Source organism: Pseudomonas sp. PGPPP1 (assembly GCF_002255865.1).
GTDB lineage: Bacteria > Pseudomonadota > Gammaproteobacteria > Pseudomonadales > Pseudomonadaceae > Aquipseudomonas > Aquipseudomonas cremoris.
Genome location: NZ_NKIG01000003.1, coordinates 200,330 through 216,298, shown reverse-complemented (window position 1 = coordinate 216,298; position 15,969 = coordinate 200,330). Strand labels below are relative to the sequence as shown.

The following is a 15,969-nucleotide window of genomic DNA, read 5'->3' as shown; positions in this document are numbered from 1 at the left end:
TCTTTGGGTTGTGGTGACTGTGGTGCCCTCATCGCAGGCAAGCCAGCTCCCACACTTGATAGACGGCGCGGTCAAAATGTGGGAGCTGGCTTGCCTGCGATGAGGCCAGTCCAGTCACCACAGAGCTCAGGAAGCCATCCCCAACTCCCGCTTCACCATCTTCGCCAACTTCACGCTATCGATCGGCTTGAGCAAAAAGTCCACCACGCTCAAATGCATCGCATCGATCACATCTGGTGCTTCCGCGTCCCCGGACATGACGATAATCGGCAACGCCGCCCGCGTGGACCCGCGCACCTGGCGGATCAACTCCAGCCCATTGCTCGGCGCCATGCGCAGGTCGGTGATCAACAAACCAATCGAGCTGCTGGAGTTCAACAAGTCCCACGCTGCCTCACCACTCTCGGCAGTCATGCAGCGAATACCGTCCAGCCCCAGGATTTCCGCCAACAGTTCGCGAGCGTCCTTGTCGTCGTCGACGATCAACACCCGTTGCGGCGGTAAATCAGGCTCCAGCATCACGGCGCTCAGCGCCTCGCGCTCGGCATCACTTAAAATATCGTGGTCGGACATACGGTTCTCAGCAGTTCTCATCAATCTCCCAGCACACTCGTCAGACATCTGCAGAAGGGCGAACAATGTGCACTTCGTCGGAAAGTTTGCCTAGTGGGTGTTCTACGGGGTTTGGACGACAGTCATGTAAGGTTTTTCCTTAGTTTTACGCCATTTTCATCGACCTAGACTTACGTCCAATGGGCACCTGCCGCGTGGGAGTCGACCATGAAGGACGATAACGACAAAAAAATGCGGTCATGGTTATGAGTAAAGCTGATGCCTTCGCCCAGGCGGGGAAAACTGCTGTTTTGCAGAACATCCACGGCACCCTGCAGTTCCTGCAACGCTTCCCCCCGTTCAACCAGATGGAAAACGCGCACCTGGCGTTTTTGGTAGAGCAGTGCCAGTTGCGTTTCTTCGGCCCCGGCGAGAGCATCCTCAAGCCGTCGGGCGGACCGGTGGAGCACTTCTACATCGTCAAACAGGGCCGCGTTGTCGGTGAGCGACCTGACTCCGCTGAAACCACTTTCGAAATCACCACCGGCGAATGTTTCCCCCTCGCCGCCCTGCTTGGTGAACGGGCGACCCGTACCGAGCACAAGGCCGCTGAAGACACCTTCTGCCTGCAACTGAACAAACCTGCGTTTATCAAACTGTTCGCGCTCTCCAGCCCGTTTCGTGACTTTGCCCTGCGCGGCGTCAGCAGCCTGCTGGACCAGGTCAATCAGCAGGTGCAGCAAAAAGCCGTGGAAACCCTCGGCACCCAGTACTCGCTGAATACCCGCCTGGGCGAACTGGCCATGCGCCACCCGGTCACTTGCAGCCCGCAAACACCGTTGCGCGAAGCCGTTACGTTGATGCATGAACAACAGGTCGGCAGCATCGTGATCGTCGACGAGCACAAGGCGCCCCTGGGGATTTTCACCCTGCGCGACCTGCGCCAAGTGGTGGCCGATGGCACCAGCGATTTCAGCCAGGCCATCGAAGGCCATATGACCCAGGCGCCGTTCTTCCTGACGCCGGACCACAGTGCCTTCGACGCAGCCATTGCAATGACCGAGCGGCATATTGCCCACGTGTGCCTGGTCAAAGATCAACGTCTGTGTGGCGTGGTGTCCGAGCGCGACTTGTTTTCCCTGCAACGCGTCGACCTCGTGCACCTGGCCCGTACCATCCGCAATGCGCCCCGGGTGGAACACCTGGTGGCGATTCGCGGTGAGATCGGCCAATTGGTGGAGCGCATGCTCGCCCATGGCGCGTCGTCTACCCAGATTACCCACATCATTACGCTGCTCAACGATCACACGGTGTGCCGAGTGATCGAACTGACCCTGGCAGAAAAAGGCGACCCCGGCGTGCCGTTCAGCTGGCTATGTTTTGGCAGCGAAGGCCGTCGTGAGCAGACGCTGTATACCGACCAGGACAACGGCATCCTGTTCGAGGCCAAGGACGCTGCCGAAGCCGCTGCGATCCGCGCCCGGTTATTGCCGCTGGCCCAGCAGATCAACCAAAGCTTGGCGTTATGCGGGTTCAGCCTGTGCAAGGGCAATATCATGGCCGGCAACCCAGAGTTGTGCCTGTCGCGGGCCGAGTGGGCGCGGCGCTTCGCGGCGTTTATCCGCGAGGCGACTCCGGAGAATCTTCTGGGCTCGAGTATCTACTTCGACCTGCGCGTGGTGTGGGGCGATGAACGTGGCTGTGAGCAGCTGCGCCAAGGCATTCTCGACCAGGTCGCGGATAACCGTTTGTTCCAGCGCATGCTGGCCGAGAACGCGTTGCGCCAGCGACCGCCCGTAGGACGTTTCCGCGAGTTTGTGCTCACCCGTAAAGGTGGGGAAAAAGCCACGCTGGATCTCAAGGTGCAGGGCCTCACCCCCTTTGTCGACGGCGCGCGCCTGCTGGCCCTGGCCAATGGCATCCACGCCAACAACACCCTGGAGCGCCTGCGCCAACTGGTGGCCAAGGAGGTCATCGAGCCACTGGACGGTGCCGCCTATGAAGAGGCGTATCACTTCATCCAGCAAACCCGCATGCAGCAGCATCAGTTGCAAACCCGTGAGAACCAGCCGTATTCCAACCGCGTCGATCCCGACAACCTCAACCACCTGGACCGGCGCATCCTGCGTGAATCCCTGCGCCAGGCCCAACGCCTGCAAAGCAGCCTGACCTTGCGGTATCAGTTGTGAGTTGGTTCGGGTGGTTGCGTGCGAAAAAACCGGGACTCGATGCCACACAACAGCAACGCCTGATGCAGTTGCCCAAACCCGCCGCATTGGGCGACGGCTCCTTGCGCAGCCAGCGCTGGGTGGTGGTCGACCTCGAAACCAGCGGCCTGAACCTCAACCGTGACCAAGTGCTGTCGATCGGCGCCGTGGTGATTGAAGACGGCGCGGTGGATTTCTCGCAGATGTTTGAACGCACCCTGCAACGGGCGGAGACCAAACTGAGCCCCAGTGTGTTGATCCACGGCCTTGGTCCCAGCGCGATTGCCGCCGGCAGTGATCCTGTGGAGGCACTGCTGGATTTCATGACATTTGTGGGCGACAGCCCGCTGCTCGCATTCCATGCGCCGTTCGACCAACACATGCTGTGCCGGGCGCTCAAGGACAGCCTGGGTTACCGCCTGAGCCATCCGTTTCTCGATGTTGCAGAGATTGCTCCACTGCTGTGCCCCGAAGCGCATATCCGCGAAGCGGGGCTGGACGACTGGATCAACCACTTCAACCTGCAGGTAGGCGAACGCCACCACGCCAGCGCCGATGCCCTGGCCACGGCCGAGCTGATGTTGATCTTGTTCAGTCGCGCACGTCAGCAGCACATCGACACGCCACAGGCATTGCAAGAGCGTTTGAGCCAATGGAAACGGCGCAAACAATCCCCCGCCTTCTAAACACAATGATTTCCCTGTAGTGAGCGGGCTTGTCGAATCGTCGCACCGCCCGCGCTGGGTGGCGAAGCCGCCCCATTTCAGGCACTGAGTTTTTCCAGTTAGAACCGAGGTGCCTGGGTTCAGGGCGGCTTCGCCCCCCAGCGCGGGCGGTGCGACGATTCGACAAGCCCGCTCACTACATCCTCAGCGTTTACATTCGGTCTTAACCCGACAGACGCCAATTGCACCTACACGACGCCTCTGACACAATCGCGAATAATTCTCGTTAGTTTAAACCTCTTGTTTATTCGGTGATGCCTTGTCGTCGGTCCCAAACCCACACAGTGAGCTGGTTGGCGCGTTGTATCGCGACCATCGTGGCTGGCTGTTGGGTTGGCTGCGGCGCAATGTGGCCTGCCCGAGCCGGGCCGAAGACCTGAGCCAAGACACCTTCATGCGCCTGCTGGGCCGTGACGAATTGCGCGAACCCCGCGAGCCACGGGCGTTCCTGGTGGCCATCGCCAAGGGCTTGTTGTTCGACTACTTCCGACGCGCAGCGCTGGAACAGGCCTACCTCACCGAATTGATGCTGATCCCGGAAAGCGAACACCCCTCGCCCGAAGAACAGCAACTGATCCTCGAAGACCTCAAGGCCATCGACCGCCTGCTCGGCAAGCTGTCGAGCAAGGCGCGCGCGGCCTTCCTCTATAACCGCCTCGACGGCATGGGCCACGCTGAGATCGCCCAGCGCCTTGGCGTCTCGGTACCCCGCGTACGCCAGTACCTGGCCCAGGGCATTCGCCAGTGCTACATCGCACTGTATGGCGAGCCGCTGTGACGGTGATCAGCTCCAAGCCGGTGTCGGCACGCGTGCTGGATGCGGCGATTGCCTGGCAACTGTCCCTCGACTCGGGCGACGGCAGCGCGGTGGAACAGGAAGAGTTCGACAAGTGGCTGGCCAGCGATGAGGAGCACGCCCGTGCGTGGCGCCAGTTGGGCATGCTCGACCGACGTTTCAGCGTGGCCTCGGGGCCGGCGCGAGCAGCGTTGTTGCAGTCGCGCGAAGGTATTCGCCAGCGCGTGCGTAAACTGGGTAGCGGCTTGGCAAGTATCGCGCTGGTGCTTGGCCTGGCCTTGTTTGCCGGTGAGCGCTATGTGCCGATCCACTATTGGCTGGCTGACCAACGCACCGCCACCGGTGAACAACGCACGCTGAAACTGGCGGACGGCACGCTGATCAACCTCAACACCCACAGTGCCATCGACGTGCGTTTTGATGAAAAGCGCCGGTTGATCGTGTTGCAGGAAGGCGAAATCCTGGTCGAAACCGGCCACAACGACGCACGGCCGTTCTACGTGCAAACCCGCGACGGCAGCCTGCGTGCACTGGGCACGCGGTTTATCGTCAAGCGCGAAGACGACGCCACGCGCTTGAGCGTGCTGCAATCGGCAGTAGGCGCGCAGCCCGAGGCGTTGAACGAAGAGCAGATCTTCAAGGAAGGCCAGCAAGTGCTGATGCGCAGCAATGGCCTGGGCCCTGCGCTGGCCGTCACCCCTGCCACCGACGCCTGGACCCGCGGCATGCTGGTGGTGGACAACGCCCGCCTGGGGGATGTGGTAGCGGAACTGGCGCGTTATCGCACCGGGTACCTGGGTGTGGATAAACATGTGGCCGACTTGCGGATTACCGGCAGCTTCCCGCTGCATGACACGACCTTGGCGTTGAATGCGTTGCTGCCCACGTTGCCGGTGCAGATTGAGCAGCACACGCCGTGGTGGGTGACGGTGAGCGCTAAGCCTTAGGGTCTGCGGTGCCTGGTCCATCGCTATCGCAGGCAAGCCAGCTCCCACCTTGGAATGCATTCCCCTGTGGGAGCTGGCTTGCCTGCGATGAGGCCCTCAATTGCACCCCAAAAAAATATTTTCACCCAGCCCTATCACTTTTTGATTCTCGCTCGGCACCTAGGCAATTGAGAAATATTTCCATTCAGGAGCCGCCCCATGTCCCGCACGCTAGACACCCTGTTGCGCCCCAGCCTGTTAGCCGTGGCCATCGCCCTCAGTGCCCCGCTGGCCAGCCCTTTGCTGATGGCCGCCGAGCAAGCGTCCAGCGTGCGCGCCTACAACCTGCCGGCCGCGCCCTTGGCCAGCACCCTGAACCAGATCGCCAGCCAGGCCGGCCTCGCGCTGACCCTCAGCCCGGCGCTGGCCTCGGGCAAGACCTCGGCACCGGTCCAGGGTCAGTTCGATGCACCGGGTGCGCTGCGTGAAGCGTTGCGTGGGACAGGGTTGCAGCTGGAGCAGAGCAGCGCCGGGACTTATACGTTGGTGGCGATTCCGGAGGGTGTGATGGCGCTGCCGGTCACCAACATCACCGGGCAAGACGCCAACCTGGAAAGCGCCTGGGGGCCGGCGCAAGGCTACCTGGCGACCCGCACCGCCGCCGGGACCAAAACCGATACCGCGCTGGTGGAGGCACCGCGCTCGATCTCCGTCGCCACCCGCGAGCAGATGCAGGACCGCAACGTCCAGAACCTGGATGACGCTGTCAAATACATGCCCGGCATCGTGTCTGCCAGCTACGGCAGCGACACCCGCTACGACTGGATGCGTGTACGCGGTTTCGAACCGACCCAATTCCTCGACGGCCTGCCACTGCCTCGCGGCGTGTACGCCAACCCCAAGGCCGAAACCTGGAACCTCGACCGCATCGCCCTGCTGCGCGGCCCGGCTTCGTCGGTGTACGGCCAGACGCCACCGGGCGGCCTGCTGGACATGGTCAGCCGCCGCCCCAGCGCCGAGTCGAGCAATGCCATCCAAGTGCAATACGGCAGTGACAACTACCGCCAGATCAATTTCGCCAGCACCGGCAAGATCGACGATGAAGGCCAGTTCCTCTATGGCGTCAGCGGCGTGGTGCGAGACGCGGGTACCCAGGTCGACCACATCGACAACAAGCGCTACAACATTGCGCCGAGCCTGACCTGGAACATCGACACCGACACCAAGCTGACCTTTCTCTCGCAGTTCACCCGTGACGATACCGGAGCTACCAGCCAGTTCTTGCCCATTGTCGGCACCAAGATCAAATCGCCGCTTGGCGATGTGTCCCATCACAAAAACCTGGGCGACCCGGACTACGAGTTCTACGACCGTACCTACTACGCGCTGGGCTATGCCTTTGAACATCGCTTCAACGACACCTGGCAGTTCAAGCAGAACCTGCGCTACACCAAATCGGAGTTGTCGTTCCAGCAGTTGACCGTGGGCGCCTATGCCTACGCTCCCGTGGATGCCGCCGGAAATATGAATCGGCTCTCGACCAACGTCGACGAGAACATCGGCCAGTTCGCCGTGGACAACAACTTCCAGGCTGACTTCGCCACAGGCGACGTCACCCATACCCTGCTGCTCGGCCTGGACCACCAACGCACCGACACCTCGTACTTGTCGATCTACGGCGGCGCAGGCACGGTCAACATCTTCAACCCTGCCAACTCCACGCCGGTCGTACGTCCCCTGCGCTCCGGCGCGTCTTACGACTACAACCAGAAAACCGTACAGACCGGCCTCTACGCGCAAGACCAGATGGCCCTCGACAACTGGCGCCTGACCCTGGGCGGGCGTGAAGACTGGGTCCATCAGGGCACCACTTATTTCAACAAGCTGGACGCTACCAACACCGACCGCAGCAAGAACTTCAGCGGCAACGCGGCGTTGAGCTATGTGTTCGACGCTGGTTTTGTGCCGTACCTGTCCTACGCCGAGTCGTTCCAGCCGGCGAGCAATGCCAGCGTCGACCCGTTGAAGTCATACAAGCCCACCGAAGGCAAACAGTGGGAATTGGGGATCAAGTACCAACCGCCAGGCTCCAGCACCTTGTTGAGTGCGGCCATCTATGACCTGACCCAGAAGAACGTGCTGGTCACCAGCACCGGCAGCAGCGGTACTCCAGTCACAGACCAGACCGGCGAAGTGAAGGTCAAGGGCCTGGAACTGGAAGCCGTGTCTGACGTCACCGAGAACCTCAAGGTGATCGCGGCCTACACCCTGGCCAAATCCGAAGTGCAAAAAGGCGACTTCAAGGGCAACCGCCTGCAATTGATGCCAAACCAACAAGCCTCGCTGTGGACTGACTACACCTGGCACACCGGCGTACTCGATGGCTTCGGCATCGGCTTCGGCGCTCGCTACACCGGCAATACCTACGGCGACCAAGGCAACACCTGGCTGGGCAAGGCCAACGCCTACACCGTGTTCGATGGCGCGGTGCATTACGACTTGGGTCGCCTGGACAACAGCCTCAAGGGCGCCTCGGTGAAACTCAACGCCACCAACCTGTTCAACAAGGACTACATTTCCACCTGCGACGGCTCCTACTGCTACTTCGGCGACCAACGCAGCGTCATCGCCAGCGCCACCTACCAGTGGTAATCGGCTGAGTTAACAACCAGGCCGCCCACCCTGGGCGGCTTCGGTGTGTCTGAAGGCTAGAAAATGAAAAGCAAAACCATCCGCCGCTGGTCCTTCATCCACACCTGGACCAGCCTGATCTGCACGGTGTTCCTGCTGCTGCTCGCCCTCACCGGCCTGCCGTTGGTATTTCACCACGAGATCGATCACCTGCTGGGCAACGAGCCGCAATTGGCGCAAATGCCCGCCGACACACCACAGCTCAACCTGGAACAACTCGTGACCGCCGCCCAGGCCCATCGCCCTGGCGAAGCCATGCAGTACCTGGCCTGGGACGAGGACGACAAGAACGGCGTGATCGCGATCATGGCGGCCACCGCCGGGACCGAGCCCAACTCATCCCACACCTTCATGCTCGATGCACGCACCGGTGAGGCCGTGGAGATGCCATCGGCCAATGGCGGGTTCACCCTGTTTCTGCTGCGCTTGCATGTAGATATGTTTGCCGGTTTGCCGGGCAAGTTGCTGCTGGCGTTCATGGGCATTTTGTTTGTGGTGGCGATTGTCTCCGGCACGGTGTTGTACCTGCCGTTCATGCGCCGCTTGAAGTTCGCCACCGTACGCCAGGACAAATCCACACGCCTGCGCTGGCTCGACCTGCATAACCTGATCGGCGTGGTGACCCTGACCTGGGCACTGGTGGTGGGCGTGACCGGCGTGATCAGCGCCTGCGCCGACCTGATCATCGCCGCCTGGCGACAGGACAGCCTCAGCGCCATGATCGAACCCTACAAAAACGCACCGCCGCTGACCCAGCGTGCACCGGCCACCGAGCTGCTGGCCATCGCTGCCAAGGCTGCGCCCGGCATGGAGCCGGACTTCATTGCCTTCCCCGGCACGCGTTTTTCCAGTGAGCACCACTATGCGGTGTTCATGAAGGGCAGCACCCACCTCACTTCGCACCTGCTCACGCCGGTACTGATCGACGCCAGCACCCTGGCCGTCACCGCCATCGCCGAGCGGCCGTGGTACATGGACGCCATGGGCATGTCCCAGCCGCTGCACTTTGGCGACTATGGCGGCATGCCGATGAAGGTGTTGTGGGCGGTGCTGGATGTGCTGACCATCATCGTGCTGGGCAGCGGGGTTTACCTGTGGATCGTCAGGCGTAAAACATGAAGCCGCGTCAATCGAGTTTCTGGAAGGTGTTTGCGATTCCGCTGGGGATTGGCCTGCTCAGTGCCGGCGGGTTGTTTGCGGCGTTGCTGGGGGATGGACTGTGGGATTCGTTGAGTTGGCTGGGGTTGGGGATTCCGGCTGTCATTGGTGTTTGGGCGTTGTTTAAGCGGCGTGGCTGAGCCCCTCATCGCAGGCAAGCCAGCTCCCACAGGTTGATGTGTGAACACGGTCAAATGTGGGAGCCGGGCTTGCCCGCGATGAGGCCTTCAAAAACACCTTCGATACCTCTAGGCTAGCCACTGCCCACAGTGAGGAATGTCCATGTCCGCTCCCAGCATGACCTTGTTCCACAACCCCGCCTCGCCCTTTGTCCGCAAAGTTCGCGTACTGCTGCTGGAAACCGGCCAGCAGGATCGCGTCGCCCTGCAAACCTGCATGCCAACACCGGTCACCCCGGACGCCAACGTGGTGCAAAGCAACCCAGTCGGCAAGATCCCAGCCTTGCGCCTGGCCGATGGCTCGGTACTGCACGACAGCCGGGTGATCCTCGATTACTTCGACCACCAGCACGTTGGCAACCCGCTGATACCCCGCGACGGCTCGGCCCGCTGGCGCCGTCTGACCCTGGCCTCGATGGCCGACGGAATCATGGATGCTGCCGTGCTGGTGCGCTATGAAAGCGCCCTGCGCCCGGTGGAGAAACACTGGGACCAATGGCTGGATGAGCAGCGCAATAAGATCCGTCGTACCCTCGCCGAGCTGGAAGCCGACGCGATTGCCGAACTGGCCAGCCATTTCGACATTGCCGCCATCAGCGTGGCGTGTGCCTTGGGTTACCTGGATTTCCGCCACCCGGACATGCAATGGCGGTTGGATAACCCGAGGCTTGCCGCTTGGTACGCCGAAGTCAGCCAGCGTCCTTCGATGCAACAGACCCAGCCACCGGCCTAAAATCCACCGCGAACCAATGTGGGAGGGGGCTTGTGTGGGAGCCGGGCTTGCCCGCGATGGCATCACCTCGGTTTGACTGACATACCGAGGTGCCTGCATCGCAGGCAAGCCAGCTCCCACAGAGTCCCATGGCGTGATTGAGATAGTCGACAATCCGCGCCTTCATTTGCTGATCCTCGCGCAAGCCAATCATTTCACCGCCTCCAGATCAAACTGCAACGGTTCCACCACCTTGCGCTTGCCCACGCCATACCAATCCAGTTTGCGCGTCAGCACCATCACCGTCCCCAGCAAGCCAAACAGCAGCAGCGAGCCCATCAGCAACGCGTAATCCTCGGCACTCAGCAACCCGTACAACAAGCCATACAGCGCTGCCAGCCCCGCCGAAAAACCCAAGCCGTGAGTGATGCTGCGCAGCACGTGGCACACGTAAAAACCGATCAACAACACACAGGCGCTGGCGGAGATAAGGTAGGCCATGGCGAAGCCGATGTGCTCGGACAACGACAACAGCAGCAGGTAGAACAACGCCAGCGCAACGCCCACCAACGCATACTGCACCGGGTGTACCGCCAGGCTCTTGAGGACTTCGAACAGGAAGAAGCCGGCAAAGGTCAGGGCGATGAACAGCAATGCGTATTTGATCGCCCGGTCGCTCTTGAGGTACTGGTCAACCGGGTCGATGAAGTTCACGCCAAAGCTGCGGTTGCTGAAGTCCTTGCAGCTCTGGCCATCCAGGCAGTTTTGCAGCGCTTGTTCGAGGTTGGTGGAAAAGAATGAGGTCTGCCATGTGGCGGTAAAGCCCTGGTCGGTGACTTCACGCTGGGCCGGCAGGAAGTTGCCGATAAAACTCGGGTGCGGCCAATTGGAAGCCAGTGACACCTGGCTGGTCTTGCCCACCGGCACCACTTGCAATTGCTCGGTGCCTTGCAGGCGCAGGTCAAACGCAAACGCCATGACGTAGGGCTTTTTGCTGTCCTGCTCGGGCAATGTCACGTGCACGCCTTCACCCAACCAGTCGACCTGGGAGCCCGGTTCAAAGTCCAGGCGCTGGCTGCCCAGCTCAAGCTTCAGCGCGTTTTCGATGCCACGAATATCGCTGATACCCACCGCCAGAAACGCCGGATCAAAGCGGTAATCGACGAAGTCTTCGGTGATACCCAACTGCGCAGGCAGTTCGAAATGCCCACTGATGCGGTTGTCGGCATGGAACAACCGCGCCTGGTAGATACCCCGTGCCCGCAGTTCGGTCTGCACCTTGCCGTCGAGTTCAAATCGATCCGGCAGGAAATACAGACGACCACGCTCTTCACGGGTGACTTCGTAGCGTTTGTTGAGCTTTTCATTGAGCTTCCACTCGCGCACGGTCTTGCGATAGGGCACCACCATCACCGGGCCGGTGAGGCGCTGGCTGTAGCTGGAACTGCGGGCAATTTCCTCCAGCACGCTGTCGCGAGTGTATTGCCGGTCGCCGATGATGCCGTTGATCATCAGCAATGGAATCAGCAATACCAGCATCAGCAGCGCAATTGCGCCCAGTTTGAAAAGCAGACTGCGGTTCATGGGACTCTCCCTGTTTTGATGGGGCGAGTCTGGGCAGCCTGTGTGGGAGATTTATGTGGGCAATGTGGAGACTGTATGGAGATGCAGCACCACGTGCACGCCCCCCGGCACATTGCCGATCTGCAACGCACCGCCGTGCAGCTTCATCACTTCCTCGACAAAGTTGAGGCCCAGGCCCGTGCTTTTGCGCCCACTGGCCGGGCGTGGCAGCGAGTAGAAGCGCTCGCTCAGGCGCGGCAGGGCGTAGTCGGGAATTGGTGCTGCCTGGTTGAACAGGCTGACCTGCACGTCGTTGTGCCGGGTGCTGGCACTGAACCTCAGCGTGCCGCCGGGGGGTGTGAAATCCAGTGCGTTTTCCAGCAGATTGCCCAACGCCTGGCGCAACAGGAACGGCTCGCCGTACACCCTCACGTCAGCAGCAATCGCCTGCTCGACCTGCAAGCCGGCGCCTTCGATGCGCGCGCATTGGGCCTTGAGTACGTCATCGACCATCGCCGCCACCGCAATACTCACCTGCTCCTCCAGGCCCTGGCGCTGCTCGACTTGCGCCAAGTTCAGCAGGCGTTCGATCAAGTGCTGCAGGCGTGCGCTTTCACTGTCGATATTGCCGACGAAACGCTGCTGCTGCTCGCGGCTCATATCGCCCTGCAACAGCTCCGCCGCACCCCGAATTGCCGCCAATGGGCTCTTCAATTCGTGGGTCAGGGTGTGCACGTAATGTTCGACGTAGGCCTTGCCTTCCAGTTGGGTGCGCATGTGCTCCACGGCGGTGGACAGCTGCTTGAGTTCACCACCACGGTAATGCGGCAGCTCGGCACGCCGGCCTTCGCTGACGGCCTCTGCGTACGCCGTGAGCCGCCGTAGGGCGACGCTCAGCCACCACGACAGCAATGCGCCAAGCAACAGGCCGAGGATCACCAACCCCGCGCCGTACCACAGCAGGCGCCGCTCAGTGCGATCAACATAGGGCTGCAACGAGCTATTGGGCTTGGCCACGGTGACCACGCCGATGATCTCGCCGTTGTCGCGAATCGGCGCGCCCACGTGCATCACCGACGACGCCGGGTCGTCCAGTTCGCTGCGGGTGGAACGGGCGCCGTATTCACCGCGCAGGGTCAGGTACACGTCGTTCCACTTGGAATAATCCTGGCCCACCGCTTCGCCGGTGGAGTCGAGCAGCACGATGCCCTTGGCGTCGGTCACATAGATACGGTGGTTGACCTGGTTTTTCGGCAAGCCCCAGATGGTCGCCCCCGGCTGGCGATTGCCATAAGCCTTGAGCAGTTCGGGCCAGTGGCTTTGGCCGAGGGTGCCGTTCTTCACGTCATCGCGCAGGACTTCGGCCAGAAGATTGGCGGTGTCCACCAGGGTTTCTTCGGTGGACTGGCGCACGCCCGGGCGGATTTCCTTCATCACCGTGCTGAGCACGAAGTAGCCGGTGAGCCCGATAAACAGCGCGTACACCAGGAAGATCCGCAGCCCCAGGCGCATCAGCTGTTGCCCGGGCTGTAGCTGTAGCCGAGGCCGCGGTGGGTCTGGATCGGCTCGGCATCGGCAGCCACCGCTCGCAATTTGCTGCGCAGGCTTTTGATGTGGCTGTCGATGTTGCGCTCATAGCCGGCATCCGCCGCCACGCCGACAGCGTCCAGCAGTTGCTCGCGGCTGAACACCCGCTCGGGCTGTTCCAGCAGGCTGTGCAGCAGGCGGAATTCGTGGCGCGTCAGGCTCAGCGGCTGGCCGCGATAATGGATCTGCATGCGTTCCAGGTCCACTTGGAACACAGCGGGCGTCACTGCGGGGCCGACACGCTTGAGGATCGCCCGTACCCGCGCCGCCACTTCCCGAGGGCTGAACGGCTTGACCACATAATCGTCAGCGCCGATCTCCAGCCCCACCACGCGATCGATCTCGCCATCCCGCGCACTGAGGAACATCACCGGCACTTCGCTGAACCGTCGCAGTTGCTTGCAGGTTTCAAAGCCGGTGATATCCGGCAGGCCGATGTCGAGGATGACCAGGTCCGCCGGCGTCTGGCGCTGATGGGCCAGCGCCTCCTGGCCGAGGCTCAGCCAGGTGGTGGTGAAGCCCTCGCCCTGCAGGGCGAATATCAGCGTGTCGGCAATCGCCGCTTCGTCTTCGACAATCAGGATGTGGGGCATGTGGATCCGTCAGCAGTCCGGTTTGTCGGCAGTGTAACGACGCGCCGGGTTCACCGCTGCACCGAATTCACGCAGGGCCTTGGCGCCGATCAGCAGCGGGTAGTTGAAGCTGCTGCGGTCGGTGAGGTTGACCTCGACGGTGCGCTTGACGTTGCCCAGGCACATTTCCAGGTCGATCACCGGGCGCTTGGCTACGGTGGCTTCGTCCTTGTCGTCGTCTTCGTCGGCGCGGCTCTTGATCTTGCTGATGCGCGATACCTTGTGCTCGTAGACCTTGTCGCTGGCATCCTTGCCGCCGAGGCGGAAGCGCACCCAATCGTCACCGTCACGCTGGAAGGTTTCGATATTGCGCGCCGACAGCGAGGCGGTCAGGGCGCCGGTGTCCATCTTGGCCTTGAAGGTTTCGCCGATCTCCGGCAGTTGGATGTATTCGTAGCGACCGTAGAGGGTCGGTTCGGCAGCCATGACGGGCAAGGCGACCAGGGCGAAGGCGGCAAGGAGCAGTTTCACGAAGTGATTTCCTCGGAAAGAAGTAGGCGGATTCTAGACCGCAAAAGCGGCACTTAGTTAGCGTCCTCAACCATAACCGGCACATTGTGAAACATTCGTGCGGCGATTTGCGATTTGGCCTCTAGACTCAGCTCTCTTATCATGGTCCGCCCACAAGATCCCAAGAGTTGCTTATGCGCCGCCTGCTCACCGGCTGTTTTGTCACCCTGCTGCTGTTGCTCAACACCCTGGTCCTGATCGGTCCGTTGATGGTGTTTGCCCTGCTCAAACTGGTCGCCCCCGGCCGCTCGCGCGACTACATGTCGTGGGCGGTGATGTGGATCGCCGAGACCTGGGCCGAGATCGACAAGCTGATTTTCGCGCTGTGCATCCCCACCCAATGGGACATTCGCGGTGGCGGCGACTTGCGCACCGACACCTCTTACCTGGTCATCAGCAACCACCAATCCTGGGTCGACATCCCGGCGCTGATCCAGGCCCTCAACCGCCGCACGCCGTTCTTCAAGTTCTTCCTGAAAAAGGAGCTGATCTGGGTGCCCTTCCTGGGCCTGGCGTGGTGGGCGCTGGATTACCCGTTCATGAAGCGCTACACCAAGGCGTTCCTGGCCAAGCACCCGGAGCTGGCGGGGCAGGACTTGAAGATCACAAAGGAGGCGTGCGAGCTGTTCAAGCGCCAGCCGGTGACGGTGGTCAACTACCTGGAAGGCACACGGTTCAACGAGACCAAGCGCAAGCAGCAAGATTCACCGTTCAAGCGGCTGCTCAAGCCCAAGGCGGGCGGCGTGGCATTTGTACTGGCGGCGATGGGTGAACAACTGGACGCGATTCTCGACGTCACGGTGGTTTACCCACAGGAGAACATCCCAGGGTTTTGGGACCTGATCAGCGGCGCGGTGCCAAGGGTGATCATCGATATCCGCACCCGCGAACTGGACCCGGCCTTATGGCAGGGGGATTACGAGAACGATCCGGCATTTCGCCAAACCGTCCAGAGCTGGGTGAACCAGCTCTGGAAGGAGAAAGACGCGCGCATCGAACAACTGCGCGCGGAACGTCCTTAACCGCCGGTACCCCAGGCCTGGGCCAGTTTGCCCAGCACAGAAGTGCTGGCGCCCTGGCTGCCCAGGTATTGCAGGATCACCGGCGCAAACTGGCCGACCATCCCACTGTCCATGCCCAGTGCGCTGAACGCGGTGTTCAGGTCGTTGGTGCTCTTCACGTTACCCAGCAAGCCGTCCAGGCCGCTGGTCTTGCTGCCGCCACTCTGGCCGAGCATCCCGCTCAAGGCGCCGAGGCTGCCCAGGGAATTGCTGCCCGACAGTTGGTCCAGGCCGGGCACGCTTTTACCCAATTGCGAATAGTCGGTGCCGCTCAGTTGGTTCTTCGCCAGACCCAGCATGGCGCCGGTGCCGCCTACGGCTTGTTCTGGGGTGACATTGAGTTGCGAGGTCAGGGCGCTGAGCAGACCGGCGGTCTGGGAGCTCGGCGCCGCAGCCGCCGCCTTGTTGGTGCCCTGGGCGCCGGAAACGGCGTTGGCCACGTCACCGAGGCTGAAACCTGCGGCAAACACCGGGCCGGCGGCCACGCTCAGCAGGCAGGACAGGGCAAAACCGCGTGAAATCTTCATCAAAATAACCTCTGAAAGTAGGCGCTAAAAGCAGGGATTTGACTGACAGTCCCGAAGGATTGTTCCCACACTCAGATTAGTTCAGATAGTCACCGCATCCGAATCAGTCGTCTGCGCGTATATCTACCATGTACCGCCCGAAG

At 61.4% G+C, this 15,969-nt stretch carries 15 protein-coding genes; 9 read left to right on the top strand and 6 right to left on the bottom strand.

Features of this window, described 5'->3' with window-relative positions; translation table 11 throughout:
- Positions 1–126: 126 nt before the first annotated feature.
- Complete coding sequence (locus tag CFE47_RS07390) at positions 127–573, bottom strand: response regulator (RefSeq protein WP_185709242.1); 447 nt, start codon at positions 571–573, stop codon at positions 127–129.
- A gap of 245 nt (positions 574–818) precedes the next feature.
- Between CFE47_RS07390 and CFE47_RS07385 the strand changes: the two genes are divergently transcribed.
- From CFE47_RS07385 to CFE47_RS07350, 8 genes are all read left to right on the top strand, one after another.
- Positions 819–2,741, top strand: coding sequence for a putative nucleotidyltransferase substrate binding domain-containing protein (locus CFE47_RS07385; protein ID WP_353744893.1), 1,923 nt, complete (start codon positions 819–821; stop codon positions 2,739–2,741).
- Entirely contained in the window at positions 2,738–3,445 is a 708-nt protein-coding gene (locus CFE47_RS07380) for a 3'-5' exonuclease (RefSeq protein ID WP_286836118.1), read from the top strand. The genes CFE47_RS07385 and CFE47_RS07380 overlap by 4 nt, the downstream gene beginning before the upstream one ends.
- Positions 3,446–3,743: 298 nt before the next feature.
- The gene (locus CFE47_RS07375) at positions 3,744–4,262 is read left to right on the top strand and encodes an RNA polymerase sigma factor (RefSeq protein WP_185709239.1); all 519 of its coding nucleotides are present in this window, start codon (positions 3,744–3,746) and stop codon (positions 4,260–4,262) included.
- A complete protein-coding gene (locus CFE47_RS07370) occupies positions 4,259–5,227 on the top strand; it encodes a FecR domain-containing protein (RefSeq protein WP_286836117.1) in 969 nt (322 codons plus the stop codon). The genes CFE47_RS07375 and CFE47_RS07370 overlap by 4 nt, the downstream gene beginning before the upstream one ends.
- A 198-nt stretch (positions 5,228–5,425) precedes the next feature.
- Entirely contained in the window at positions 5,426–7,858 is a 2,433-nt protein-coding gene (locus CFE47_RS07365; RefSeq protein WP_286836116.1) for a TonB-dependent siderophore receptor, read from the top strand.
- A 63-nt stretch (positions 7,859–7,921) separates the two neighbouring features.
- Positions 7,922–9,016, top strand: a complete 1,095-nt coding sequence (locus CFE47_RS07360; protein ID WP_286836115.1) for a PepSY-associated TM helix domain-containing protein — start codon at positions 7,922–7,924, stop codon at positions 9,014–9,016.
- Positions 9,013–9,195, top strand: a complete 183-nt coding sequence (locus CFE47_RS07355; RefSeq protein WP_286836114.1) for a hypothetical protein — start codon at positions 9,013–9,015, stop codon at positions 9,193–9,195. The genes CFE47_RS07360 and CFE47_RS07355 overlap by 4 nt, the downstream gene beginning before the upstream one ends.
- A gap of 142 nt (positions 9,196–9,337) precedes the next feature.
- Positions 9,338–9,967 (top strand): glutathione S-transferase family protein, encoded by a 630-nt coding sequence (locus CFE47_RS07350; protein WP_286836113.1) that lies wholly within the window; start codon positions 9,338–9,340, stop codon positions 9,965–9,967.
- Between the two features lie 189 nt (positions 9,968–10,156).
- Here CFE47_RS07350 and creD read toward each other — a convergent pair whose 3' ends face one another.
- The 4 genes from creD to rloA2 are packed head-to-tail and all read right to left on the bottom strand — an operon-like array spanning position 10,157 to position 14,199.
- Entirely contained in the window at positions 10,157–11,530 is a 1,374-nt protein-coding gene (creD, locus tag CFE47_RS07345; protein ID WP_286836112.1) for a cell envelope integrity protein CreD, read from the bottom strand.
- 51 nt (positions 11,531–11,581) lie between these two features.
- Positions 11,582–13,021 (bottom strand): two-component system sensor histidine kinase CreC, encoded by a 1,440-nt coding sequence (gene creC / locus CFE47_RS07340; protein ID WP_286836111.1) that lies wholly within the window; start codon positions 13,019–13,021, stop codon positions 11,582–11,584.
- Positions 13,021–13,689, bottom strand: a complete 669-nt coding sequence (gene creB / locus CFE47_RS07335) for a two-component system response regulator CreB (RefSeq protein ID WP_286836110.1) — start codon at positions 13,687–13,689, stop codon at positions 13,021–13,023. The genes creC and creB overlap by 1 nt, the downstream gene beginning before the upstream one ends.
- Positions 13,690–13,698: 9 nt before the next feature.
- On the bottom strand, positions 13,699–14,199 hold the full coding sequence (rloA2, locus tag CFE47_RS07330) for a retropepsin-like aspartic peptidase RloA2 (RefSeq protein WP_286836109.1): 501 nt from the start codon (positions 14,197–14,199) through the stop codon (positions 13,699–13,701).
- 173 nt (positions 14,200–14,372) lie between these two features.
- Here rloA2 and yihG point away from each other — a divergent pair, with 173 nt between their 5' ends.
- A complete protein-coding gene (gene yihG / locus CFE47_RS07325; protein ID WP_286836108.1) occupies positions 14,373–15,260 on the top strand; it encodes a 1-acylglycerol-3-phosphate O-acyltransferase, YihG family in 888 nt (295 codons plus the stop codon).
- Here yihG and CFE47_RS07320 read toward each other — a convergent pair.
- On the bottom strand, positions 15,257–15,826 hold the full coding sequence (locus CFE47_RS07320) for a DUF2780 domain-containing protein (RefSeq protein ID WP_286836107.1): 570 nt from the start codon (positions 15,824–15,826) through the stop codon (positions 15,257–15,259). The two genes, yihG and CFE47_RS07320, sit on opposite strands and share 4 nt — an antisense overlap.
- Positions 15,827–15,969 lie beyond the last annotated feature (143 nt).